Genomic DNA, 24,149 nt, shown 5'->3' with positions numbered 1-24,149 from the left:
TTTCCGTCAAATGTATCCGTTTTCATTAAGGGTTTGACACGATACAGTGATAGTGGAGGCGATACACATGACTGAGACTACTAAACGGACGAAACGCAGAGGGAATTGGAAGAAACCTGCGAGCTTTATAGCATTTGTTGGACCTGCTTTTCTGGCATTTGTCGCAATCGTACTCATCCCATTTTTTAATGGCATTTACTATAGTTTCACTGATTGGAACGGCGTGACCGGAGAACTGAACTTTGTCGGATTGGATAACTATCATCGCTTGTTCTTTGAAGATGAGCAGTTCCGCGCTTCTTTTTGGATTACGACGAAATATACGCTTGTGTCTGTCCTATTGACGAATATCGTCGGTTTCTCATTGGCGCTATTATTGACGATGAACATTAAGACGCGAAACTTCCTACGCACAATTTTCTTCATGCCGAACTTGATCGGTGGCTTAATTCTTGGGTTCATCTGGCAGTTCATTTATGTAAAAGGATTTGCCTCGATCGGTGCGTTGACGGGGTGGAGCCTGTTCGAATTACCATGGCTCGGAGATGCGCAAACGGCATTTTGGGGAATCGTGATTGTCGCCATCTGGCAAGGTGGCGGGTATGTCATGGTCATCTACATCGCGGCGCTACAAAACGTGCCGACTGATTTGATGGAGGCGGCACGAATTGATGGGGCGAATCGTCTTAAGATGCTCCGCCATATCACGCTACCGATGATTATGCCATCGATTACCATCTGTTTGTTCCTGACCATCTCTTGGTCATTCAAAGTGTTTGATACGAACTTGTCGCTCACGAATGGTGGACCGTTCAAATCGACCGAGATGTTAGCCTTAAATATCTATACGGAGTCTTTTGTGAATAATAATTATGGTCTCGGGTCAGCGAAGGCGGTCATCTTCTTCTTGGTCGTGGCTGCGATTACGGTGACGCAAGTGTACGTGACGAAAAAACGGGAGGTGGAAGCATGACGACGGAAAAATTGGAACATGTCGAGAGAAACGTAGAGAAGACACCGAAGCGTATCCCGCAGCGTCCACTTCGCCCGGGAACGTATTCTTGGAACCTTGGAATTATTGAGCTCGTTGCCATCTTGCTCGGACTACTCTATTTGGTCCCGTTCTATTACGTTGTCGCCAACTCGTTCAAATCGATGGCTGAAATCTTTACGAATACGTCCGCCTTACCGAACGAGTGGTTGACCTCAAACTATACAGAAGCATGGGAAGCGATGAATTATGGACGTGTCTTTTTGAACTCCCTTCTCATCACGGTCGGAGCGAATGCGGTCATTGTCATCTTCACCTCGATGGCGGCATGGAAACTCGTTCGGACGAAACATTGGGTTTCCACAATGATCTTTTTCTTGTTCGTGGCAGCGATGGTCATTCCGTTCCAGTCCATCATGATTCCGCTCGTGAAAGTTTCGAGTATCCTCGGTCTGTTGAATAGTCATTGGGGCCTGATCGTCATGTATCTAGGTTTTGGGTCTGGTATCTCAGTATTCCTTTATCACGGATTCATGAAGTCGATTCCTGAGGAGATTGAAGAAGCCGCCATCATCGACGGTTGCTCGACATGGGGTGTCTTCTGGCGCATCGTCTTTCCACTTCTCAAGCCGATCACGGTGACAATCGTCATCTTGAACAGTCTATGGATTTGGAATGACTTCTTATTACCATCGCTTGTTCTTCGTGATGTCGAGTTACGGACCATCCCGCTCGCGACATTCTATTTCTTTGGACAGTACACGAAACAATGGGATTTGGCATTAGCAGGTTTAGTGTTAGGAATCGTTCCCCTTCTGGTCTTTTTCTTCGGCATGCAAAAGCATATCATCAAAGGGATCACAAGCGGTTCGATTAAATAACCCTCCCAAGGGAATCCTCCGTTCGCTACACGGAGGATTATTTTTTTTGAAAAAAATCGTTGACATTAATCTGAATATTTATAATAATGAACTCAATTCAATTGTGAACGACGTCGAAAGGACGAGTACACGAAGGTAGTGAGCCAAGCGATCCGGGGGTGGTGTGAGCCCGGTCTTAACCCTTCGTCGAAAAACTTCCTGGAGTCGCTACCCGAACGCTTTGCCAGTAGACGTAGCCGGACCGCTCCCCGTTATCGGAGTTACGAGATGATTGTCTCGAAAAAGTGAGTAGATTCGTCTACTAATTTGGGTGGCACCGCGGAACCGAAGTCTTCCGTCCCATGTTCGATGGGAATGGAGGGCTTTTTTTCATGGCTTCATTTTCAAATATTCCACAATTGGAGGAAACGGAAAATGACAACAGCAACAAGCACGATGAAAGAAAGACAGCAGACGATTGCAGCAGTAAAGGCACTCTTTGAGGAGAAAGTCTCACGTGAACTCGGACTGATTCAAGTACAAGCACCGCTATTCGTCGAATCGGCGAGTGGGGTCAACGATCACTTGAACGGTGTGGAGCGTATCATTCAGTTTGATACGATGTATCCGGGACATGAACTTGAAATCGTTCAGTCACTCGCGAAATGGAAACGTGAAGCGCTCGGTCGTTACGGATTCGGTGTCGGTGAAGGATTGTACACTCAGATGCGTGCCATTCGACGCGACGAAGAACTCGACGCGACACATTCTTTATTCGTCGATCAGTGGGACTGGGAACGAGTGATTGCTCGAGAAGAACGGACGATGGAATACTTGAAAGCAACGGTGGAGTCGATTTACGCTGCGCTCCGTGAAACAGAAGCGGAAGTAGAGAAAGCGTACGGTGTTGAAGCGATTCTTCCGGAAATGATTCATTTCATCACGAGTCAGGAGTTGGAGGATACGTATCCGATGATGACGCCGAAAGAACGTGAATCGGCTATCTGTAAAGAGTATGGTGCGGTCTTCATCTCACAAATCGGAGATCTTCTCGCTTCAGGTATGAAACACGATGGACGAGCGGCAGACTATGATGATTGGTCGCTCAACGGAGACATTCTCGTGTGGCACCCTGAGCTCGAGTCAGCATTTGAACTGTCATCGATGGGCATTCGTGTCGACGAAGTGGCACTTGATGCGCAACTGAAGAAAGCAGACGCGGAAGAGAAGCGCGCGTACCCATTCCATCAAGGAGTGCTCGAAGGAACGCTTCCGCTTACAATCGGGGGCGGAATCGGACAATCGCGTGTCGCAATGTATCTCTTGCGCGCGCGTCATATCGGAGAAGTGCAAACATCGGTCTGGCCGCAAGAAGTCATTCAATCGTGTAAAGAAGCTGGCATCAGCTTGTTGTAATATAATAAGAAGAAACACGGAACAGGACTCGAAAAAAGAGTCCTGTTTTTCTGTGCAACATTTTCCACCCTATCCGTCAATTTTGACACCTACATTGTGGAAGCGTTTTCATTTAAAGTTGAGTTTGTAAAGATGGATAAGGTTAAGGGAGGAAATGAGATGAAACGGAAGTGGAAATTGTCTACAGCGGTCATGACGGCTGGAATGGTCTTATCACTCGCGGCTTGCGGCGGCGGATCACTCACGGACGAAGGTTCTTCTGAAGGAAATGCAGATAGCGGCGACAAAAAAGACGTCACGTTAAACGTCTTCCAATTCAAAGCGGAGATTGCGAAAGACCTTGAAGCGATGGCAAAAGAGTATGAAGAGGAAACGGGTGTGAAAGTCACGGTTCAAACCGTCGGTGGTGGAGCAGACTACGGTGCGGCCCTCAAATCACAATTCGCCTCAGGAAATGAACCGGATATCTTCAACAACGGTGGATTCACGGAAGCACAAACATGGAAAGATAAACTCGAGGACCTCTCAAGCGAGAAGTGGGTCGGAGATTTGACAGAAGTCGCCAAAGAGCCGATGACGATGGACGGTAAACTGTACGGAATGCCAATGAACCTCGAAGGTTACGGATTTATCTATAATAAAGAACTATTTGAAAAAGCAGGGATCAAAGAGTTACCGAAAACACTCTCTGAACTGACAGATGCTGCTGAAAAACTTGAGCAAGCGGGAATCACACCGTTCTCTGTCGGTTATGCAGAGTTCTGGATTTTAGGAATCCACTTGTTGAACATTCCGATGGCGCAACAAGACGACCCGGATGCATTTATTCAAGAGCTCAATGAGAATAAAGCGAAGTTTGAAGACAATGAACAGTTCCAAGAGTTTTTGAAATTGTTTGATTTGACGATTAAATACGGAAACAAAAACCCGTTGACGACGGACTACAATACACAAGTCACACAGTTCGCCCAAGGAGAGACAGCAATGCTCCAACAAGGGAACTGGGCACAACAAATGATCCTCGACGTAAATCCAGATATGGAGATGGGATTCGTCCCAATCCCAATCAATGACGATGCGGAGAAGATGGACCGACTTCCGGTCGGTGTCCCGAACAACTGGGTCGTCAACAAAAATTCGAAGTATAAAGAAGAAGCGAAAGACTTCTTAGAGTGGATGGCGACGTCGGATACAGGGAAAGACTACATGGTCAACAAGTTCAAGTTCATCCCTGCCTTCAAGTCGATTGAAGCCAACGACCTTGGACCACTCGCAGACGATATCTTGGCGTATTCGAATGAAGGGAAGACCATCTCTTGGAACTGGTTTAAGTATCCGGATGGAGCAGTGAATGAATATGGTGCCCTTATGCAGGCATATGTCGGTGGACAAAAAACAGGTGAAGAGATGCTTCAGGACTTCACGAAAGTATGGCAAGACAAAGTGAAATAAGCATGGCACAGACGGTGAAACGACCCCTTCACCGTCTGTGTTTTTTTTATGAAGAAATTGTCACAGGAATCCCATATAAACCACACACATACCGGTGGGGGTTTCAGTAGAATGGATGTTGTAAGCGCTTATGAGAAGGAGGGGGCATGAAACGAATATTGAGTTGTATCCTATTTTTGTGTTGGACAACACAGGTAGAGGCGGAAGAACACTCGATTCCGTTGACTGAACCCATCGTCATTGAGTCGAATGAGCATGTGGATGGAGACGGAAAAACATATACGAGTTGTGGCCATCCCGCATTTATCATGCGTGGAACCGGTGCTGTTCTCGAACGTGTATCAGTACAACAATGTGAGAACGACGATGTACCAGCCATCCAAGTATCTGGTCTCGGACATCAACTGCTTGATGTGTCGATCGAGTCCGCTGGTACTGGACTATTGATTGAGGATAGTTATGGAGTTCGAGTCACACGAATGTCCATTGACGGGAATGGACAGGCGGATGGGATGGTGCTCCTTGATAGTGAGGCGACCGAACTGCGTGGAGTTGTAGTGAAGAGAGTGAGAGACGGGATATACATAGAGAATGGATCTCGGCACACAATCGTTCGACCGGTCGTTTCGCATTCACGCTACGGCATTCACTTGATGTTTCCGACTGATGTGGTGATTTCGGTGCCCGAACTCCATCATAATTTGACCGGTGCGATGATTATGGGAACGAATCGAGTCGTCTTAAAAAATGGGAATGTACACGACCAGTTCGGTGGAACGGCGACGGGGCTGATGCTCTATGAGGCAATCGATACGACCATCGAGATGACGAACGTATCTGGAAATCATATCGGCTTGTTCGCGGAGCAGTCAGTAGGAACGATTCTTGAACGGAATACGATTAACGGCAACGATATCGGCTTTCAATTCAAGCAAGCAACGGGGATGATGATTCTTCAAAATAACCTGTTAGGAAATCGTGAACCGGTGACGATGGTCGAGTCGCATGACAACGTTGTACAAGGAAATGTCTGGGGTGGGACGACGTTGGACCTAGATCGTGACGGGTATAGCGAAATCCCATTTCAAACCGAACCGTACTTGTTCTTATTAACTGATTCATATGAAGCGCTAGAATTATTATACGGGTCCCCGGGACTTCTCCTATTAGAAAACATTCTGAGAAGTCCGAACGATGTATCGTTGACGGACCTTTCACCGCAAACCTATACAGCAAGGTGGGAGTGGAGCGGTTCGATTTGGAATTTAGGGAGTATCATTTTACTTATTATCATTTGGATATTTGGGAGGAAACGACATGAAATCGTATAAACAAGTAGCAGGATTATTATCCATCGCAGGATTATCATTGGCACTCGGAGCATGTTCGAGTGCATCGGCAGAACCGTTTGAAATCAAATGGGGCGAAACAGAGTGTGAAGTGTGTAAAATGAAAGTCATGGATAAGCAGTTCGCAGCGGAAGCCATCATGGAAAATGAAAAAGGATATGCGTTTGATGACATCGGTTGTCTCATGCGTGATTGGTATCCTGAACAAAAAGAAGAAGATATTGCTGCGATGTACGTGAAAGATTTCAATACGAAAGAGTGGGTCGAATTAGACGAAGCGATGTTCGTGTACGACAAAGAGTCGAAAACACCAATGGCGTACAATATTCTCTCGTTCGCGAAAGAGGCTGATGCTGAAGCCTATATCGAAGAGAATGGTGGAGATATGATGGACTTCGAACAATTGAAAGACCATTCGTGGGAGCGCGGCGAGATGCACATGAAGATGGATGGCGAAGGCTCAATGGATCAAGATAGCGAAATGGACATGGATACAGAAGAAGAAGGGCAATAATCGATGTCACTGTGGCGAATGGAATGGGCGCGGAGTCTGAGACAGCGTGAGAACTATGTATTCTTAGTTATATGGATTCTCACGCTCGTTCTACTCGGAGGACTCGGACAAGCACTACCTGTTGCTGCGGACTATACAAACGTAAGTGCAACGCTCATCACGGTGCTCGGTCTGTTACTTCCTCTTTTCATCTTATTGACGACAGCGCTTCATTGGGGACAGGAACAGGAATCGAAGCGATTGAATCTCCTCTCAACATTTACCTATCCTAAATGGAAGTTGATTTTAGTCCGATTCAGTTCATTTCTCGTGACACAAGGACTTATTCTGCTGTTGGCTTTCCTCGTTGCTTCGCTCGTTGTCGGACAATCAAGTGAGACTTGGATGATTTTGTTTTCCTACGCCATTGGATTAACAATCTACGCGACAGCGCTCGGAACTTTGCTTGGACTAATCGCGCGCAAGCGGATTCGAGCGATGTTACTGGCCTTCCTCACATGGACGATCCTCGTGTTGCTTTGGCCAACGCTTCTCGTGACCATCGTTTCCTGGCTTCCTTACGGTATGCAAGTGAACGGCATGATTGTGGCGCTGTTTCTGAATGGATTTGACTTGATGCGTGTATGGGCCAGTACGATTGTATCCTCTTCAGATGTGTTTGGGGATGTCTATCTCCACCTGTTGAATTGGATGCATCGACCGATTGGATACGCTGGAGTCTGGTTGAGCTTGCTTACGGCAAGTGGTTTCTTGTTATCACTTGCCTCGACGGTGATGTACGGAGGGAATCGTCATGATTAACTGTTTAGATGTAGGGAAAAAATACGGTGATTCGTGGTCACTCCATCCCATTCGTGAAGACATCGTCTCGGGGAAAATCGTGGCGTTGTGTGGAAGCAATGGTGCCGGAAAATCGACGCTGTTGAATCTGATGAATGGTACCATCAAACCGAGTACCGGCAACATTCAATTGAATGGTTATACGATTAAACAACGCGCGAAATATAATGAGAGTTTTGGCTATATGCCGGATGATTTCTATTTTGATGAGGCATGGACAGTTGAGGAGACATTCATCTACTACGCTACCTTGCAAGGGGCACATCCGACTCTGGAGATTTTAAAACGAGTCGGTCTGTACGAGCATAAACGAAAGCGCGTCTCCGAACTCTCAAAAGGGATGCGGCAACGTCTCTTGTTGTCTCAAGCTCTTGTAAGCGAACCAGACATTTTGTTGTTGGATGAACCGACGAACGGACTCGATCCGCTATGGATGCAAATGCTCAGCGAACTATTGCGACAAGAGGCCAAACGGGGGGCGACCATCGTGTTTTCAACGCATCAACTTGACGTCGCCGCCATGTTGGCAGATGAGGTCTGGATGATGCGAGCGGGTGCTGTTTGTGGGAAGGTATATGTCCAAGAAGAACAAGCCGCATATGAACGACTAAGAGAATTCTTTTTCGAATCGAAAGATGACACTTGTCAAATGGACGCGGCTCGCACAAAATAATAGACAGTTGAAGTGGTGCTCGGAACCTTCCGACGCCACTATTTTTTTGGGGAGATGGAATGAATGAGAAAAAATGTGACGGTTGCCCTATTACTGGCAACCTTTTTAGCAGCGATTGAAGGGACGGTCGTATCGGTTGCGACACCGGTCATTGCCAGTGAGTTGAACGGAGCGACGCTCGTCAGCTGGGTATTTGCCGCTTTCTTACTTTTTACAGCGGTTTCGACACCGATTTATGGAAAAGTGGCAGACTTATTCGGGCGAAAGCGCGTCCTGTTGTTTGGAATCGGGTTGTTCACCGTGTCTTCATTGTTATGTGGGTTAGCGACATCGATGGAACAACTCATTGTCTTTCGGGCGCTGCAAGGTCTCGGGGCCGGAGCCGTGCTTCCGATTTCGATGACGATTATTGGAGATTTATATAAATACGAAGAGCGTGGGAAAATTCAAGGAATTCTAAGTGCGGTCTGGGGTGTATCGGGTGTGCTTGGCCCCGTCATCGGTGGATTTTTGGTCGAAACGTTGTCTTGGCGTTACGTATTCTTATTAAACGTGCCATTTGCGTTACTCTCGTTCATCATGATTATCGTCTTTTATAAAGAAACCGTCGCTGAAACGAGCGAGCGGATTGATTTGAAAGGTGCTCTCTTGTTCGCTGGAGGAACGACCGCGTTTTTATACGCCTTGATCACGTTCAGTGAAACGAATGAATGGACGACGACCATCGTCGGGAGTGGCGTAATTAGTCTTGTTTTGTTAGGGGGATTCTTCCTATCGGAAAGAAGAGCAACCTCTCCTTTATTGCCGTTTGATTTGCTCAAGCAACCAACGATTGCGGCCATCAACGGCTCTGTCTTTTTTGCAGCTTGGGTACTCGTTTCAATGTCAGCTTACATCCCAATTTGGGCGCAAGCAGTATTAGGAAAAACAGCAACCGAGGCTGGATTCATGTTGATGCCGTTGTCTGTTGCATGGACATTCACATCGATTATCGGAGGACGGACGCTCGGTGTGGCATCCCCGAGACGTCGCGCGTTGGTTGGTATGGGGTTACTCGTCATCGGAACCCTCACGTTGACACTCTTATCTCAATCAAGCTCGGATTTCTGGGTATATGGTGCGGTGGCTTTGATTGGGGTAGGATTCGGATTGTCACAGCCGATGTTTATCGTCGTCTTACAAACCGTCGTTTCCTATCAGCAACGAGGAACGGCGACTGCGACCAACTCCTTCTTAAGTACGGTCGGTCAAACGCTCGGTGTAGCAGTCTTTGGAGCCGTCTTTAACTTTGTCGTACTCAATGATTTTAAAGAAAGCAGCTCCTTATCCCAAGTGTCTTTGGAAGACTTCTTCAATCAAAGTGTGACGGAGACGTTAAGCGCGTCTGTCCGTCTGCAAGGTGAACAAATCATCGCGACCGGGTTGAATGGGATCTTCATCGGGGCGATGATTGCGGCCGTGATTGCATTCATCATCGCAACCCGTTTGCCGGCCCGCCCACCGGAACCTTCACAGCGCTCGTGAAACAAGGGTATGATGAAGGAAAGGGAGGCGAACCGACATGAAACGTCAAATTGGGATTGTGACACTATTGTTTCTTATGGGATGTACGCCAGAACCGACGAACGAAGGTACGGAGCCACCACCTGCTGAAGAATCGACTCGTGATGAGTCGGCAACATCTGAAGAATCGAATACCACTAAAGAGACGGAACTGAACATCGGGGAAGTGACCGCCGTCGCTGAGAATCTAGAGATCCCGTGGTCACTCGCTCGAAGTGCGGACAAATGGTTCGTATCGGAACGTGGTGGGACCATCACGGTAATCGATGATTCCGGTAGCGCGACGCAATCTGACGTGAACTTGGACGAAGACGTATTTGAGATTGGTGAAGGAGGATTCCTCGGCATCGCGCTGAGCGACGATTTTGAATCGAGTGGCATCCTTTACGCATATCATACGTACGGTTCATCGGGAAGAGACGTCAAGAACCGGGTGGTAGAGTTGACGTGGGATGGAGAACGTTTCGAGGAAACTGGTGTCTTGATTGACGAGATACCAGGGGCACGTTTCCATAACGGTGGACGTCTATTAGTCGATGGAGCGTATCTTTGGGTGACGACGGGCGATGCGCTCGTGCCAGAACTTGCTCAAAACGAGTCATCTTTGGCGGGGAAGATTTTACGAATTCCATTATCGGGTGAAGGCGAACCGACCGACTGGATTTATTCGCTCGGTCATCGAAACCCTCAAGGACTCAGCCGGATGGATGATACGCTTTATGCGAGTGAGCATGGGGCGAGTGGACATGACGAGGTCAACGTGATAGAAGAAGGAAACAATTATGGATGGCCACTCATTGAGGCAAACGAGGAACGAGAAGGTCTCATCACGCCATGGTTTGAAGTTGGTGAGACGTCTTGGGCACCATCTGGAATTGCGACCGATGAACGGTACGTATACATGGCGACACTTCGGGATGAGCGGCTCGTGGCCATCGATCGTGAAACGAAGCAAGTCACGACAATTGTCGAAGGGGTAGGACGGATTCGTGATGTGTGGTTGAACGACGATACGTTGTATTTTATTTCGAACAATACGGACGGACGAGGCAATCCGCAATCGCAAGACGACAAACTCTATCAAGTGACCATCCGCTAGAAACTGACGAATCCGTCAGTTTCTATTTTTTTTCGTTGTTTCTTCTAGAAGGAACGGTATAATTAAACATGTATTTTGGAAAAAGAAGGGGAATTTAGATGAATCATTCAAACTTGGTACATAAACGAGAAAATTTATACTTCTCATTATTAGTCGCAGCAAGCGTACTCGTCTTGATTTTAGGAATCGTACTGACGATTGCATCGTTCGGTCTTTTCTTGTGGATCATCGGGACGATCGTAGCACTCTCAATGTTTACGCACTGGATTCAAATCGGGTATATTCGGACGAACGGTGTCAAGGTGACGCCTCGTCAGTTCACAGAGCTTCATGAGCTGGTTCAACGCGTCGGGGCTGAGATGGGGATTCGTTTGTTGCCAGATGTGTATATCTTACAGGCCGGTGGTGTGTTAAATGCTTTCGCCACGCGATTCTTCCAAAAGAATATGGTCATCTTATATTCTGATGTCGTGGAATTGACACGTACTGGACAGGCGAAAGAAGTCGAGTTTGTCATCGCACATGAATTGGCACATATTCGTCGGAACCACGTTCAAAAACAATGGGTTGTCTTACTTGGTAGCATCATTCCGTTTTTAGGATCAGCTTATTCGCGTGCATGTGAGTATACGTGTGACCGGATGGCAGCGCATTATCTTCAAGATTTTGGAGCGTCGAAACAAGCGTTGACCGTACTTGCGATCGGGGGACCGCTCGCGAAAGAAGTGAATGAGTTTGACTATCTGTATGAAGCGAGCAGAGAGAACGGATTCATCGCGAAATATAGTGAACTGTTGTCGACGCATCCGACGTTACCGAAACGCATTGCAGCGATTGCGACACATGCGGGCGAAGAAAACGTACCGGTCTTTAAAACAGCGGGATATGTGAAAGCCTCTATCATTTCGATGATTCTATTGACTGTCATCGGTAACGGAGCAATCATCGCCTTGCTCGTCATGAACGATGATTTATCTGACTTTGTCGCATCGGCAATGAGCGAAGATCTCGAAGAGGATTGGGGAATGGAATTAGGTGAACCGATTCAAGAATTGACGTTCATGAATGCGAGTTATGAAGAAATTGAAGCGGAACTGGCAAACGTGACGGATGTGAACATTCAAGACGAATATGGGGAAACACCACTCCATAACTTGTTCTATAATGACGACATCGATCCTGAGACGGTCCTCCTCTTACTTGATCACGGTGCAGACGTGACCATCGAGAACGAAGAGGGGATGACACCGATTGATGTGGCACGAGAAATGGGACACGGACCACAACTCATTGATTTAATGGAATCCTATTAATAGTCGCTGAATCCTTGTTTCGAAAGAAATGAGGATTCTTTTTTATGATTCTTGCAAACGTTTGCATAACGCGTGATATACTCATGGGGTAGGGGGGATGTCGGTGAATAGCATTCGGACAAAGTTAACAGGAATGATTGCATTAACCATCATCGTGCCAGTCATTATCGCGACAATCATTTCATTTTGGTATGTGGAGGATCGAGAACGTGAACGCGGTCTTGAAATGACGGAATGGTCGCTTGAACGGGGGACGCGTCAGATGGAACGCTATATTTCTGACTTGAGTCGCTTGCCGACTAGCCTATACGCAGATCGTGACGTATTGGACATACTGGAATACGGACCGGGACTGTCGTTAAGAGAAACGGAGATTGAAGTGCGACGAGCGCTCCTCGCAATGTATTTGTCCCGGGAAGACGTGGCGCAAATTCAGCTGTTGATGCTTGAAGACATGGATTCATTCGCAGCGTATAAAATGAAAGTATCACCGCGTTCCAAAAAAGAACCGAGCGCTGTCCAACGACAGTTGTTGAATAATCCGAAAAGTCGTGTCTTGCTTGAAGCGTCACATCCGCTCATTCCGTATCATGATTTCGGACCAATCATGACACAAGAAGATGTCGTCACCCTCCATTTCAGACTCGATAAAATTGAAACGGACGAACCGCTCGCGATTCTGTCGCTCGATATCCCGGAAGATCTGTTCATCGGACAGTTGGCTTCTCTTCAAAATAGTCCGGAGGAAAGTCTATGGTTCGTTGGTGAGGACAATCGTGTGTTCGCCCATCTTGGAGATGGCGAGATTCCTTCGTCGTTTCAACCGAGATCGCTTTCGACCGATGGAAATCATCATCAAATCACGAAAACATTTGAGTTCGACCATCAGCAATTCTATGTCGGGAAGTCGATTCCAGATCAGCTCTTGACGGAACCGGCTTCACGAACATCGTTCATTATTTTGTTAGTCGGAATCATCTCACTCATTCTGGCATTGATTGGCGCCACGTACGCCTCGATGAAACTGACGACTCCGATTAAGACGTTGACCTCGAACATTTGGCGAATTGAGCAAGGCGATATGACGGTCTCGTTCGATTCCCTCGGAAATGATGAGTTCGGCGTACTCGGGAGACAGTTCAAGCGGATGATTGAGCGAATCGACGATCTGATTCAACGGGAGTATAAGCTTGCCTTAGAGAACCGAACGAATGAACTACGTGCCTTACAGGCGCAAACTAATCCGCACTTCTTATTCAATGCGTTACAGTCGATCGGCACACTGGCTTTAAAGGGAGATGGCAAAACCGTCTATCGATTGATCACACAACTCTCTTCGATGATGCGATATACGATGCATCCAGAAGAGTCGATGGTCACGCTAAAGAGAGAAATCGAGCATTTGAACTCATACATTCGCCTGCAAGACGTTCGTTTTCCAAATCAGTTTCAAGTGAGCGTCTCAGTCCCTGAGGACCTCCATGAACTGATTGTTCCAAAGATGATTTTACAGCCGCTCGCAGAGAACTTTTTCAAACATGGGTTCGAGCGAGACGGCTCGGCTTTAGCGAATCGATTTGACGTGATGGTCTGGATGGAAGGGGCGACACTCGTGATTCGCTGTGAGAACAGCGGACGTTCCTTGACGACGGAAGAATGGGAACGGGTCATGTCACGTATTGAACAAGGGGACTCGACATTTTATGACACAGAGGGTACAGGATTACGAAACATTCGTGATCGACTCATGTTAAACTATAATCGGGAGGCAGAATTTATGTTGGCTACACCTGAAACAGGCGGTTTTCGAATCATGATGCGTTTCCCGGCAACGGATGAAGGGGTGGCATCATGACGAAAGTGTTGATTGTAGATGATGAATCTCCAGTAAGGGAAGCGGTGAAATTACTCGGCGAATGGGAGCGGTTCGGTGTGAAGGCCGTACTCGAGGCGAAGAACGGACTTGAGGCAAAGGCGCTCATCGAGCAGGAGCGACCTGCTTTAATTCTATCGGATATTCAAATGCCACATTGTGATGGAATCGAGCTGATGGAGTGGGTACACGACCACGCTTCATCCTCTAAGCTCGTTGTGTTGACAGGTTACGATGAATATTCGTACATGCGCCGGGCCATCCAGTACGGGAGCTTTGATTATCTGTTGAAGCCGATCGACCCGGATGTACTAAACGATACGTTGTCACGGGCGTTAGCGGGCGTGATGACGGAGTCGAGTGAAGATCCGATTGCCCAAATTGGTACGTACATTGAACAGCACTTTGCGGAAGAGCTGAGTTTGCAAGGAATGAGTGAACGGTTTTACTTAAGTCGGGAGTATATCTCACGACGATTTAAACAACAATATGGCGTGAATCTATCTGAGTACGTGTTGACAATTCGGATGAATGAAGCAAAGCGCCTGTTAGAAACGAGTAGACAGCGTATCTATGAAGTCGCCCAAGCAGTCGGCTTTTCGGACGACAAATATTTCCGAAAGGTCTTTAAAAAACAAGTCGGTGTTACTCCGAACGAATTTCGGGAACAAGTTCAACGACAAGCTTAAAGGAGGAATTCAAACATGAGTGTACACATTGGAGCTCAAGAAGGACAAATTGCAGAAACGGTATTACTTCCAGGGGATCCGCTTCGCGCCAAGTATATCGCGGAAACGTTTTTAGAAGACGTCGAATTATATAACGAAGTTCGTGGCATGTACGGCTTCACGGGAACATACAAAGGAAAACGCATCTCAGTGCAAGGTACAGGGATGGGTGTCCCATCGATGTCGATTTACGTGAATGAACTCATCATGTCGTACGGTGCTAAAAACTTGATCCGTGTCGGAACAGCGGGCGGAATTCAAGAAGATGTTAAGGTACGTGACGTTGTTATCGCGATGAGCGCATCAAGTGAAATGGGACAAAACCGTGTCCGTTTCAACGGAATGGACTATGCGCCAACAGCGACGTTCGACCTCCTACATCGTGCGTATATGAATGCAGAAAAAGCGGGTATCCCGGTCAAAGTCGGACAAATCTTCACGGCTGACCAATTCTATCAAGATGATTTCCATCACTTCAAGAAATGGGCGGACTTCGGTTGCCTCGCGATCGAGATGGAAGCAGCAGGTCTTTACACGCTTGCAGCGAAACATAAAGTGAACGCGTTGACGATCCTCACGATCTCTGACCACTTGTTGACGGGTGAAGAGACGACTTCAGAAGAGCGTCAGTCGACGTTTGATGAAATGATTCGTGTCGCTCTCGACACGGCCGTCGAAGTAACAAACTAAGCGATTTTCCCTATAGCCTTTGGCTGTAGGGATTTTTTGTGTCTAAACCTATTCATCCCTATGAAACGGGTGGAGCACCAGCTAGACTAAGAATAAGATCACGGGAAAGAGGAATTGTCCGATGAAAACTCCATCACGTTTTATATTATATGCAATCGTATTCTTTGCCTTTTTTGATTTATTCGCCCAACTTCCGATCATGAGCACATTTGCGGTATCCGTTGGGGCATCCTCGTTTATCGCTGGCTTTTCCATTGCAATCTATTCGTTGACGAACACGTTTGGAAATATGTTATCTGGTATATGGACTGACAGAAATGGTCCATATCCGGTTTTGGTTCTCGGCTTGTTTCTGACGAGCTTCAGTTTATTGGCTTATCAGTTCGTCGACTCAGCATTTATGTTGCTGTTTGTACGGTGTATTCATGGCTTTATGGCCGGACTCATCGTCCCAGCTGCATTTACGCTGTCGGCGAACGTCACCGCGATGAACCGTCAAGGTAAGAAAGTCGCCATTACCGGTAGTTTCGTCGGGTTAGCTGCCATTATCGGTCCAGCATTCAGCGGTATCGTCGCAAGCATCACATCGCCACCAACTGTCTTTTTATTCGTCTCTTTATTCGGTTGGGTGATTCTCATCGTGACGATTGTGACAATGCGAGGAAGTCAAACGGTCGAGACAATAATAGAAAAAGAGAGGACACGGGAAAAACCGGATCCGAAAGTGCTTCGTGCCTATTGGGGCGCTTTTTTCCTCATGTTTTCTCAAGGGGCGCTCGCCTTTTTACTGCCGCTCCATGTGCAGGAACTTGGATATGATTCACGATTGAGCGGGACATTGCTCAGTATGTTCGGCGTGGTAGCCGTCCTGTTCTTTTTATTGCCGACGAACCGATTGTTTGATCGATTCTCTCCGACAAAGTTGACCGCACTTGGGGTGGCTATCATCGGGATAAGCCAGGTGTTAATTGGACAATCGGGTGTACAAACTAGCCTGTATGGGGTACTTGCCTTATATGGTGTCGGGTTTGCCATTTTATTCCCGGCCATTAATACGTTGTTGATCCAATCGACCTCTCCACAAAATCGAGGGAAAGCATACGGGGCGTTCTATGCCTTTTTCTCTCTCGGAACGGTAGCGGGGTCATCATTCTTAAGTGTTCTTCCACTCTCGATCGTCCAGCAGTTCACACTGACCGGCTTGATTTTAGGGAGCGCAAGCCTGCTCTTTCTGATCAGCGCGCGAAAAAGAGTACGAATGTTTTGACACGAGGGAAGCAATCGCTTACTCTATGATTAAGCGTTTAAACATTTAAACGCTTTGTATTATAGTAGGTTGATGAAAGCGTTTTTTTAGATTCACGTTTCACACGATGATAAAATGAGATAAATGTGATGAATCATAAGGAGGAAAGTTCATGCTGGCACCGATTGAACAGTTGACGATTGACGAGCTAGTCCAGAAACAGCGCCGCTTCTTTAAAACACAGGCGACAAAATCGATGGCATTTCGTTTGAGCATGCTGACGTTTTTAAAGGAGTCCATTAAGCATTATGAAGCGGATTTGCTAGAGGCGCTTCGCGAAGATTTGAACAAGTCCGAATTGGATGCGTATACGACGGAAATCGGATTTATTTACGATGAGATTTCACGAACGACGCGTGAATTGAAGCGGTGGATGCGTCCGAAGCGTGTCCGTGGGACGGCGATTCATCTTGGGATGAAGAGTGAGATTCAATATGAGCCGTACGGCACGGTGTTGATCATCGCTCCATGGAATTATCCATTCCAATTGGCTGTTGCTCCACTCATTGGTGCGATTGCCGCAGGGAATACAGCCGTTGTCAAACCTTCAGAATTGACGCCGAATGTTGCGCGTGTCCTGACGCAGGTGCTCGAGCGTGCCTTCACCGATCGATATGTGGCAAGTGTCGAAGGGGATAAAGATACAGCGCAAGAGCTGTTGGCACAAAAATGGGATTACATCTTCTTCACGGGATCGACGCAAGTCGGGCGAATCGTCAATCAGGCAGCAGCGAAGCATCTGACGCCAGTCACGCTCGAACTAGGTGGGAAATCACCAGTCATCGTTCACGGAGATGCGAACGTCTCCATTGCGGCAAAACGTGTCGCCTGGGGTAAATGGATGAACGCCGGTCAAACATGTGTCGCACCAGACTATGTGCTCGTCCACGAATCGCAACAAGAAGCATTTTTAGAAGCGATTAAACAAGAGGCGTTTGCGATGTTTGGGAATGGTGTCGGCACGAAACGATACACGCGCATCGTCAATGAATCACACTTCGACCGTTTGGCTCACTATTTGACAGAAGGTGACCTTGTGTTCGGTGGAGAGATGAACCGGGATGAGCTTAAAATTGCGCCGACCGTCATGACGAATCTTCATGAAGATGCTGATGTGATGAAAGATGAGATTTTCGGTCCGATTTTACCAGTCATTCCATATCGTCAATTGGATGAAGTGATCGAGTTCATCTCAGACCGACCACACCCATTGGCGCTCTATATCTTTACAGAGTCAAAGGACGTGGAAAGAACCGTCATGAAGCACCTTTCCTTCGGTGGCGGGTGTGTGAACGATGTCATCATGCATTTGACGAACCCAAATCTACCGTTTGGTGGAGTGGGCGAGAGCGGAATGGGGGCCTATCATGGGCGAACGAGTTTTGAGACATTCAGCCACGCGAAGTCTATTTTAAAAAATACGACAAAATTTGATTTACCAGTCCGGTATCCGAACTTCAAACCGGCTGAACAATTGATTCGACTGATTCAACGATGAATCGATGTAAAGATTCGGGGTCATACCCGAATCTTTTTATTTTCAAAAGATTGTTTGAAATGTCACATACTTTTATGATACTCCCTGTCACACTCCTGTATAATAAAGTCATAAATGGAACGGACGAATGAAACGTGGAGGGAGCACCGACCTATGTCAATGCAATGTGGAACGACCCAACCGAACAGTTTTGTATTCTCAGATGAAACGAAACAGCTGTTACTCGAAATGATGACGCTTCAGCATCATCCAAAAGCGAGTATCGTGTGTTGGGAAGGTGAGAAGTGTGATAAGTTCTTTTATTTGAAGAGTGGATCTGTCAAATTCACGAAAATCACGAAAAAGGGAAATCCACTCGTCATGTTCATGTATGGATCGGATGATTTCTTTGGTGAGTTTGACATCGTGGAGACATTCCCTAGTTCGTATAGCATCGAAACGACTGAAGAGAGTACCATCGGGACGATTTCAAAACGAGAGTTAGAATCGCTTATGCAGCGCGATATCCGTTTTGCCGGAGAAATCTTGCGCTGGACATCGATGATGCGTAAGCATTCCGAAATGAAAGTGCGCGACTTATTGTTGTATGGAAAACCTGGTGCATTGGCTTCGACGTTACTTCGAATGGCCGCGATGCATGGAGTGGAGGAAGAAGATGCAATCGTGATTCCTCGTCATCCGTCTGACGGAGAACTCGGACAACTGATTGGAGCACCGCGTGAGACGGTGAATCGATTGATCAGTCAGTGGCGAAAAGAAGGTGTCATCAGCACAACAACGAAATCAATCATCATTCGCGATGTCGACTTTTTAAAAGAGTTATGCCATTGCGAAGGCTGCCCGGCAGGAATATGTCGTTTGTAAACCGCCCCATGTGGAGGCGGTTTTTTGTGGATTGGTTTTGTACAAATGTGAACTTTATGTGTTGAAACTACGCAAAATTGATGTGATTGTCACTTTTGGAGTGATAAATATCACATATTATCACCAGAGCGATTGCATACAATAAAGGTGGAAAAACAAGCGAAAGGGGTCTTACACGTGGAACATAAAGATGGACAAGAACCGAATTTAAAAGGAACGTTCACATCGGTCATGATCGTGGCGGGTGTCATCATCGCCATGTGGTCATCAGTCTTTTACTTATTCGTCACTCGGTAAGAATTCAGGGAGGAGGGTCTCATCATGCATATTCATAAACTAGAAAAATATTGGCTTACATTCGGCATCATTCTGCTCGCAGTCTTCCTGACTGTTCTCGGGGTATCCGCATTCGCGGCAGGTAATCAACCCGCATCGGATGCAGACTTGATTGACCCGGCAAAAGTAAATCAGACGGCTCCGTTCGACAAACCAGGACTTCATCAAATTGGTGAAAATGAATATGAGCTCGTCATGATCGCACAAGCGTTTACGTTCACACCAGGGAATGTTGAAATTCCAAAAGGGGCAAAAGTGACGTTCCTCGTGACATCACCTGACGTCGTCCACGGATTTCAGTTGACGGGTACGCCGGTCAACATGATGATCGTCCCGGGACATATCAACTCGTTGACGTACACATTCGAGGAAGCTGGCGAATTTTTAATCTTGTGTAACGAATATTGCGGTACAGGGCATCACATGATGTCGACTAAAATCAAGGTGGTGGAATAAATGAATGACGTATCATCTAAACTGAAGCAATGGGAGATGGAACGCGGCGTACCGGTTCCGAGTATCGGAGCAAAAGAGGCACGTCTTGCCTATGGACATGTTCTCGTATCCGTTCTCGCCATCTTGATTGGGGCGCTAGCTGGATTGACTCAGACATTGATTCGGACGGGTGTCATTCCTGAAATCTTTGGATACTATCAACTTCTGACTGCGCACGGGATCATGCTTGGAATCGTCTTTACGACGATGTTCATTATCGGTCTTTTATATGCCTTATTGGCGAAGTCGTTCGGTCGCTTTGAATCGTTCCCGACACGTGTCGCTTGGCTCGGTTTTTGGACGATGATCATCGGTGCTGTCATGGTAACCGTCATGATTTTGGCCAATAAAGGGACGGTCTTATATACGTTTTATGCGCCGCTCATGGCAGATCCGCTCTTCTATGTCGGACTCGTGTTATTCGTAGTCGGGACATGGTTGTCGTCTTTCGCGATGTTCCGCATGTATGCGGATTACAAGCGTGACAACCCTGGTATCCATCCACCACTTCCGGCGTATATGAGTATCATGACGATGCTTCTTTGGGACATTGCGACACTTGGTGTTGCAGCAACGATTTTATTCCAACTCCTTCCGCTCTCGTTAGGATGGACGGATACAGTCGGAATCGAGTTATCTCGTACATTGTTCTGGTACTTCGGTCACCCGCTCGTTTATTTCTGGCTCATGCCGGCATACATCGTGTGGTATACGGTCGTACCGAAAGTGATTGGTGGGAAGATCTTCTCGGATGCGTTGGCGCGGATGGCGTTCTTGCTGTTCCTACTCTTCTCATTCCCGGTCGGTTTCCACCATCAGTTGACAGAGCCAGGGATTGAACCGTTCTGGAAATTCGTTCAAGTCATCTTGACGTTCTTAGTCGTCATCCCATCATTTATGACAGCATTCTCGCTCTTTGCGACGTTTGAACTTCGAGGTCGTGCCCTTGGCGCGAAAGGACTGTTCGGATGGGTGAAGAAAATGCCATATGGCGATGTTCGCTTCCTTGCTCCTTTCGTTGGGATGTTGTTCTTCATCCCGGCTGGCGCAGGTGGAATCATCAACGCTTCGCACCAATTGAATGCAATGGTCCACAATACGTTATGGGTCACAGGACACTTCCACATCACAGTAGGTACTGCCGTCGCCTTAACCTTCTTCGGAACAGCGTACTGGCTAGTCCCAGTCCTACGTGGTCGCACGTTGACGAAGGCGATGAACAAGCTTGGATTGATTCAAGCAGGAACATGGGCATTCGGTATGGCGATCATGTCCTATGCAATGCATATCTCAGGATTGAACGGGAACCCACGTCGTACGGGTCCGGCAACTTATTTCTCAGATGCATTGACGCGTGAATGGATCCCATATCATGTCATGATGGCAATCGGGGGAACAATTTTGTTCATCTCTGTTCTCATCTTCGTCTACTCGATGTTCAACTTGTCATTCCTCGCTCCAAAAGGCGAAGAAGAATTCCCGCTCGCTGAGACAGAAGAGGCGGCGATGGATACACCGCGTTACTTCGAGAATTGGAAGCTATGGATTACCGTGACATTTGTCTTGATCGCATTTGCATACACCGTTCCAATCTGGCACTTGATTGAGAGTGCGCCTCCAGGAGCGCGTGGTTGGGTACTCTGGTAAACTGAAGTCAGCTCATTCGTGAGCTGACTTCTTTTGTGTGAGGAGGAACGATATGAACATATTAGACGTCATCCGTGCGGCTCGTTCGATGCACTCAGAGAATCGACCGTTTTTGGTAGCGATTGATGGACTGAGCGGAGCGGGCAAGACAACGCTCGTCTCACATTTGAGCAATGAGCCGAGTGTTTACGTTCTTCACATCGATGACTATATCGTTGAACGGGACAGACGCTATCAGACCGGACAGCCTGAACCGGTGGAGTATTACGCACTTCAATGGGATGTCTCGCGCTTAGAACGTGAACTGTTTCGTCCATTGAGGAATGGGATGACGGAATTGACGTTACCTCGTTACGTGTATGAACGAGATGTCATCGCAGAAGAGATCGTGGACGTATCATTCGCGCATACGGTTGTCGTAGAAGGGATTTTTCTACAACGTCCTGAATGGCGTTCTTATTTCGACTATGTGATTTATCTCGACTGTCCCCGAAAAGTTCGGTACGAGCGAGTTTTGAACCGGGATACATACCTCGGTGATCCGACAACACGGCTTGAGAAATACAAGCGCCGGTACTGGCCAGGAGAAAATTTGTATCTTCGGGACGTCGACCCGAAAAGAGGGGCAGATAGCGTGCTCTGACTGAACGTTTTAACATCTGACGCACGTGTCAGATGTTTTTTGTTTGGAGAAAATTTGAAAAAATGATTGACGTCTTAGTGTATTACGCTAATAATACAGTTAGGAAGTGTATTAACCATGTCATACACTTAGAAAGGTGATGAACATGCAATTCAATACGAGGACACCAGTTTACCTACAAGTCGTCGACTACTTCAAGAAGAAGATGGCACTCGGTAAACTGAAAGCCGGGGATGAAATGCCATCCCGGCGAGAACTAGCGAATGATTTAAAAATTAATCCGAACACCGTTCAAAAAGCGTTCAAAGAAATGGAGGACCAACAATTGATTACGACCGAACGAAATCGACCGAGTCGTGTAACGACAGATGGTACGGTATTGGCACAAATCCGCTCTGAGATTGTAGATGACGCGGTCGCGGTATTTGTGGAAGCGATTCAAGAACTCGACGTCTCGGTAGACGAGCTGGTCGATAAGATTAAACGTCAGTACAAGGAGGGGACGTACGATGATCGAAGTGTTGGGAGTTAAAAAGCGCTATCGCCGGAAACAAGTTATTGAAGACGTTTCGTTCACAGCGAATAAAGGGGAGATTACGTGCCTCATTGGACTAAACGGAACGGGGAAATCGACGTTATTGAAAGGCATCATGGGATTGACACCTTTCGATAAAGGTTCGGTATTGATTGATGGAAAACCAATTGATTTGAATCGTGTCGCCTTTGTCGCCGACCATGCGATGTTCCCAATTCATTTCACGATTGAACAATGTGAGGCGTTTATGAAAGATTTTTATCCGACATTTGATTCGGCATTATTTGCTCGTCTCGTCGAAGATTTTAAATTATTCCCGGAAGATAAGTTGAGCGAGTTATCGAAAGGGACGCTCGCCAAAGCGAATCTTGCGCTCGGCATTGCCCAAGACCCTGATTATCTATTGCTCGATGAGCCGTTCTCAGGAATCGATGTCTTTTCGAAAGAACAGATTGTTGAACTGTTCTCAAGTGAAATCATGGAGAGCCGGGGCGTCCTCATTACGACACATGAAATAGAGGATATCGAGTACTTGATCGACAAGGCAGTCATGTTGAATAACGGACGCATCGTTCGTGAGTTTGACGTCGAGGATGTCCGTTTCATTCACGGGAAGTCAATCGTCGATGTGATGAGAGAGGAGTACGGGGCATGAATCTATTGAAACTATTGAGTTGGGAAGTTGAACGTGTCACGAAACCGTTCTTGACATTAGTCGCAGGTCTTATCGTTATACAGTTTGGATATCTCGGTTACTTTTTATGGGACGAAACAAACTTTTATGAACAGTTGCGACGTGAAGGAAATGCGGACTATCAACTATCATTTTTAAATTACTTAAATGGCACTCCGTATCTTTTATCACTCGGAATTGCCGTTGCTGCCGTGTTGCTGTACAGCGTATGGATCTGGTATCGCGATTTTCAAGGACGAGGGACGTTCATGATGCGACTGCTCACGATGCCACAAAAGCGGATGACCTTGTTCTTCGCTAAACTCGCTACCATTTTAATGATGACGTTAGGGTTATTTGCCATCGAATGGATTGCCCTCAAATTACAGTACATAGCGTTCACGAGTTGGTTTGATGGAAAGATGATACCGATGGGAGGCTCATTCGAGCAAGCTATTTCCTACCATGGGATGTTAATGGTTATGTATCCTTCTTCGCTCATCAACTTTGTCATTCATCAATTGATAATCACGATTGCTGTGCTCTTCATCTTCACATTCGTGTTGATTGAACGAAGTTTCTGGCAACGGACGATGTGGTCACCGGTACTTAGCTTGTCGATTCTAGTTGTCATCTTGACCATTCCAATTTTAGGATACGCGTTCCTGTCGAATCGACTAATTTATGATGAGACGATCGTGTACGTCGGTATGGTATTGGTCGTATGGGCAAGTGTGACGATTTGGCTAGGTCGAAGATTTTTACAGACGAAACTGAATGTGTGAGGTGAG

24 protein-coding genes and 1 other annotated feature are annotated in these 24,149 nt (G+C 46.9%); all 24 genes read left to right on the top strand.

What is annotated here, in order from left to right:
* Positions 1–67 precede the first annotated feature (67 nt).
* The 24 genes from ACFO4U_RS12965 (at position 68) to ACFO4U_RS12850 (ending at position 24,143) form a co-directional block, all read left to right on the top strand.
* Positions 68–973 (top strand): carbohydrate ABC transporter permease, encoded by a 906-nt coding sequence (locus ACFO4U_RS12965; protein ID WP_196431582.1) that lies wholly within the window; start codon positions 68–70, stop codon positions 971–973.
* The gene (locus tag ACFO4U_RS12960; RefSeq protein ID WP_078146321.1) at positions 970–1,872 is read left to right on the top strand and encodes a carbohydrate ABC transporter permease; all 903 of its coding nucleotides are present in this window, start codon (positions 970–972) and stop codon (positions 1,870–1,872) included. Before ACFO4U_RS12965 ends, ACFO4U_RS12960 begins: the two co-directional genes overlap by 4 nt.
* 104 nt (positions 1,873–1,976) lie before the next feature.
* Positions 1,977–2,217 (top strand) — a binding site (T-box leader).
* Positions 2,218–2,286: 69 nt separating this feature from the next.
* Positions 2,287–3,267: an aspartate--ammonia ligase gene (gene asnA, locus ACFO4U_RS12955; protein ID WP_215244343.1), complete on the top strand. Its 981-nt coding sequence runs from the start codon at positions 2,287–2,289 to the stop codon at positions 3,265–3,267.
* Positions 3,268–3,426: 159 nt separating this feature from the next.
* Positions 3,427–4,719, top strand: a complete 1,293-nt coding sequence (locus ACFO4U_RS12950) for an ABC transporter substrate-binding protein (RefSeq protein ID WP_215244344.1) — start codon at positions 3,427–3,429, stop codon at positions 4,717–4,719.
* A 146-nt stretch (positions 4,720–4,865) separates the two neighbouring features.
* Positions 4,866–6,050, top strand: coding sequence for a right-handed parallel beta-helix repeat-containing protein (locus tag ACFO4U_RS12945; protein WP_214691475.1), 1,185 nt, complete (start codon positions 4,866–4,868; stop codon positions 6,048–6,050).
* Positions 6,037–6,582 carry a nitrous oxide reductase accessory protein NosL gene (locus ACFO4U_RS12940; RefSeq protein ID WP_196431579.1) on the top strand — a complete coding sequence of 182 codons (546 nt, stop codon included), beginning with the start codon at positions 6,037–6,039 and terminating at the stop codon, positions 6,580–6,582. Before ACFO4U_RS12945 ends, ACFO4U_RS12940 begins: the two co-directional genes overlap by 14 nt.
* 3 nt (positions 6,583–6,585) lie before the next feature.
* Positions 6,586–7,383, top strand: a complete 798-nt coding sequence (locus ACFO4U_RS12935) for an ABC transporter permease (RefSeq protein ID WP_215244345.1) — start codon at positions 6,586–6,588, stop codon at positions 7,381–7,383.
* A complete protein-coding gene (locus ACFO4U_RS12930) occupies positions 7,376–8,095 on the top strand; it encodes an ABC transporter ATP-binding protein (protein WP_214691477.1) in 720 nt (239 codons plus the stop codon). The genes ACFO4U_RS12935 and ACFO4U_RS12930 overlap by 8 nt, the downstream gene beginning before the upstream one ends.
* Before the next feature lie 63 nt (positions 8,096–8,158).
* The gene (locus tag ACFO4U_RS12925; protein WP_214691478.1) at positions 8,159–9,619 is read left to right on the top strand and encodes an MDR family MFS transporter; all 1,461 of its coding nucleotides are present in this window, start codon (positions 8,159–8,161) and stop codon (positions 9,617–9,619) included.
* Between the two features lie 37 nt (positions 9,620–9,656).
* Positions 9,657–10,757, top strand: coding sequence for a PQQ-dependent sugar dehydrogenase (locus ACFO4U_RS12920; RefSeq protein WP_215244346.1), 1,101 nt, complete (start codon positions 9,657–9,659; stop codon positions 10,755–10,757).
* Between the two features lie 98 nt (positions 10,758–10,855).
* Entirely contained in the window at positions 10,856–12,070 is a 1,215-nt protein-coding gene (locus ACFO4U_RS12915) for a M48 family metallopeptidase (protein ID WP_074037753.1), read from the top strand.
* A 97-nt stretch (positions 12,071–12,167) separates the two neighbouring features.
* On the top strand, positions 12,168–13,925 hold the full coding sequence (locus tag ACFO4U_RS12910; protein WP_074037752.1) for a sensor histidine kinase: 1,758 nt from the start codon (positions 12,168–12,170) through the stop codon (positions 13,923–13,925).
* Complete coding sequence (locus ACFO4U_RS12905; RefSeq protein WP_074037751.1) at positions 13,922–14,632, top strand: response regulator transcription factor; 711 nt, start codon at positions 13,922–13,924, stop codon at positions 14,630–14,632. Before ACFO4U_RS12910 ends, ACFO4U_RS12905 begins: the two co-directional genes overlap by 4 nt.
* Positions 14,633–14,647: 15 nt before the next feature.
* Positions 14,648–15,361: a purine-nucleoside phosphorylase gene (gene deoD / locus ACFO4U_RS12900; protein WP_015880817.1), complete on the top strand. Its 714-nt coding sequence runs from the start codon at positions 14,648–14,650 to the stop codon at positions 15,359–15,361.
* Between the two features lie 121 nt (positions 15,362–15,482).
* Complete coding sequence (locus ACFO4U_RS12895; RefSeq protein ID WP_159563554.1) at positions 15,483–16,628, top strand: MFS transporter; 1,146 nt, start codon at positions 15,483–15,485, stop codon at positions 16,626–16,628.
* A 151-nt stretch (positions 16,629–16,779) separates the two neighbouring features.
* Positions 16,780–18,165, top strand: coding sequence for an aldehyde dehydrogenase (locus ACFO4U_RS12890; RefSeq protein WP_215244347.1), 1,386 nt, complete (start codon positions 16,780–16,782; stop codon positions 18,163–18,165).
* Between the two features lie 153 nt (positions 18,166–18,318).
* A complete protein-coding gene (locus tag ACFO4U_RS12885; RefSeq protein WP_015880820.1) occupies positions 18,319–19,029 on the top strand; it encodes a Crp/Fnr family transcriptional regulator in 711 nt (236 codons plus the stop codon).
* A gap of 177 nt (positions 19,030–19,206) precedes the next feature.
* On the top strand, positions 19,207–19,326 hold the full coding sequence (locus tag ACFO4U_RS12880) for a cytochrome c oxidase subunit 2A (RefSeq protein ID WP_224863290.1): 120 nt from the start codon (positions 19,207–19,209) through the stop codon (positions 19,324–19,326).
* Between the two features lie 24 nt (positions 19,327–19,350).
* Complete coding sequence (locus tag ACFO4U_RS12875; RefSeq protein WP_015880821.1) at positions 19,351–19,821, top strand: cytochrome c oxidase subunit II; 471 nt, start codon at positions 19,351–19,353, stop codon at positions 19,819–19,821.
* Positions 19,822–21,507: a b(o/a)3-type cytochrome-c oxidase subunit 1 gene (locus ACFO4U_RS12870; protein WP_074037747.1), complete on the top strand. Its 1,686-nt coding sequence runs from the start codon at positions 19,822–19,824 to the stop codon at positions 21,505–21,507.
* Between the two features lie 52 nt (positions 21,508–21,559).
* Complete coding sequence (locus ACFO4U_RS12865; RefSeq protein ID WP_214691481.1) at positions 21,560–22,150, top strand: kinase; 591 nt, start codon at positions 21,560–21,562, stop codon at positions 22,148–22,150.
* A 139-nt stretch (positions 22,151–22,289) separates the two neighbouring features.
* The gene (locus ACFO4U_RS12860; RefSeq protein WP_074037745.1) at positions 22,290–22,682 is read left to right on the top strand and encodes a GntR family transcriptional regulator; all 393 of its coding nucleotides are present in this window, start codon (positions 22,290–22,292) and stop codon (positions 22,680–22,682) included.
* Positions 22,660–23,340 carry an ATP-binding cassette domain-containing protein gene (locus ACFO4U_RS12855; protein WP_074037744.1) on the top strand — a complete coding sequence of 227 codons (681 nt, stop codon included), beginning with the start codon at positions 22,660–22,662 and terminating at the stop codon, positions 23,338–23,340. The genes ACFO4U_RS12860 and ACFO4U_RS12855 overlap by 23 nt, the downstream gene beginning before the upstream one ends.
* Complete coding sequence (locus tag ACFO4U_RS12850) at positions 23,337–24,143, top strand: hypothetical protein (protein WP_159563558.1); 807 nt, start codon at positions 23,337–23,339, stop codon at positions 24,141–24,143. Before ACFO4U_RS12855 ends, ACFO4U_RS12850 begins: the two co-directional genes overlap by 4 nt.
* The last annotated feature ends 6 nt before the right edge of the window (positions 24,144–24,149 follow it).

Source organism: Exiguobacterium profundum (genome assembly GCF_042652865.1).
Lineage (GTDB): Bacteria > Bacillota > Bacilli > Exiguobacteriales > Exiguobacteriaceae > Exiguobacterium > Exiguobacterium profundum.
Note: the sequence above shows the minus strand (reverse complement) of the source record. Positions and strands in the feature narration are given on the sequence as shown.

Coding starts and splice junctions, on each gene's coding strand:
- ACFO4U_RS12965 (WP_196431582.1), top strand. CDS start 68: ATGACTGAGACTACTAAACGGACGAAACGCAGAGGGAATTGGAAGAAA.
- ACFO4U_RS12960 (WP_078146321.1), top strand. CDS start 970: ATGACGACGGAAAAATTGGAACATGTCGAGAGAAACGTAGAGAAGACA.
- asnA (WP_215244343.1), top strand. CDS start 2,287: ATGACAACAGCAACAAGCACGATGAAAGAAAGACAGCAGACGATTGCA.
- ACFO4U_RS12950 (WP_215244344.1), top strand. CDS start 3,427: ATGAAACGGAAGTGGAAATTGTCTACAGCGGTCATGACGGCTGGAATG.
- ACFO4U_RS12945 (WP_214691475.1), top strand. CDS start 4,866: ATGAAACGAATATTGAGTTGTATCCTATTTTTGTGTTGGACAACACAG.
- ACFO4U_RS12940 (WP_196431579.1), top strand. CDS start 6,037: ATGAAATCGTATAAACAAGTAGCAGGATTATTATCCATCGCAGGATTA.
- ACFO4U_RS12935 (WP_215244345.1), top strand. CDS start 6,586: ATGTCACTGTGGCGAATGGAATGGGCGCGGAGTCTGAGACAGCGTGAG.
- ACFO4U_RS12930 (WP_214691477.1), top strand. CDS start 7,376: ATGATTAACTGTTTAGATGTAGGGAAAAAATACGGTGATTCGTGGTCA.
- ACFO4U_RS12925 (WP_214691478.1), top strand. CDS start 8,159: ATGAGAAAAAATGTGACGGTTGCCCTATTACTGGCAACCTTTTTAGCA.
- ACFO4U_RS12920 (WP_215244346.1), top strand. CDS start 9,657: ATGAAACGTCAAATTGGGATTGTGACACTATTGTTTCTTATGGGATGT.
- ACFO4U_RS12915 (WP_074037753.1), top strand. CDS start 10,856: ATGAATCATTCAAACTTGGTACATAAACGAGAAAATTTATACTTCTCA.
- ACFO4U_RS12910 (WP_074037752.1), top strand. CDS start 12,168: ATGTCGGTGAATAGCATTCGGACAAAGTTAACAGGAATGATTGCATTA.
- ACFO4U_RS12905 (WP_074037751.1), top strand. CDS start 13,922: ATGACGAAAGTGTTGATTGTAGATGATGAATCTCCAGTAAGGGAAGCG.
- deoD (WP_015880817.1), top strand. CDS start 14,648: ATGAGTGTACACATTGGAGCTCAAGAAGGACAAATTGCAGAAACGGTA.
- ACFO4U_RS12895 (WP_159563554.1), top strand. CDS start 15,483: ATGAAAACTCCATCACGTTTTATATTATATGCAATCGTATTCTTTGCC.
- ACFO4U_RS12890 (WP_215244347.1), top strand. CDS start 16,780: ATGCTGGCACCGATTGAACAGTTGACGATTGACGAGCTAGTCCAGAAA.
- ACFO4U_RS12885 (WP_015880820.1), top strand. CDS start 18,319: ATGTCAATGCAATGTGGAACGACCCAACCGAACAGTTTTGTATTCTCA.
- ACFO4U_RS12875 (WP_015880821.1), top strand. CDS start 19,351: ATGCATATTCATAAACTAGAAAAATATTGGCTTACATTCGGCATCATT.
- ACFO4U_RS12870 (WP_074037747.1), top strand. CDS start 19,822: ATGAATGACGTATCATCTAAACTGAAGCAATGGGAGATGGAACGCGGC.
- ACFO4U_RS12865 (WP_214691481.1), top strand. CDS start 21,560: ATGAACATATTAGACGTCATCCGTGCGGCTCGTTCGATGCACTCAGAG.
- ACFO4U_RS12860 (WP_074037745.1), top strand. CDS start 22,290: ATGAACATGCAATTCAATACGAGGACACCAGTTTACCTACAAGTCGTC.
- ACFO4U_RS12855 (WP_074037744.1), top strand. CDS start 22,660: ATGATCGAAGTGTTGGGAGTTAAAAAGCGCTATCGCCGGAAACAAGTT.
- ACFO4U_RS12850 (WP_159563558.1), top strand. CDS start 23,337: ATGAATCTATTGAAACTATTGAGTTGGGAAGTTGAACGTGTCACGAAA.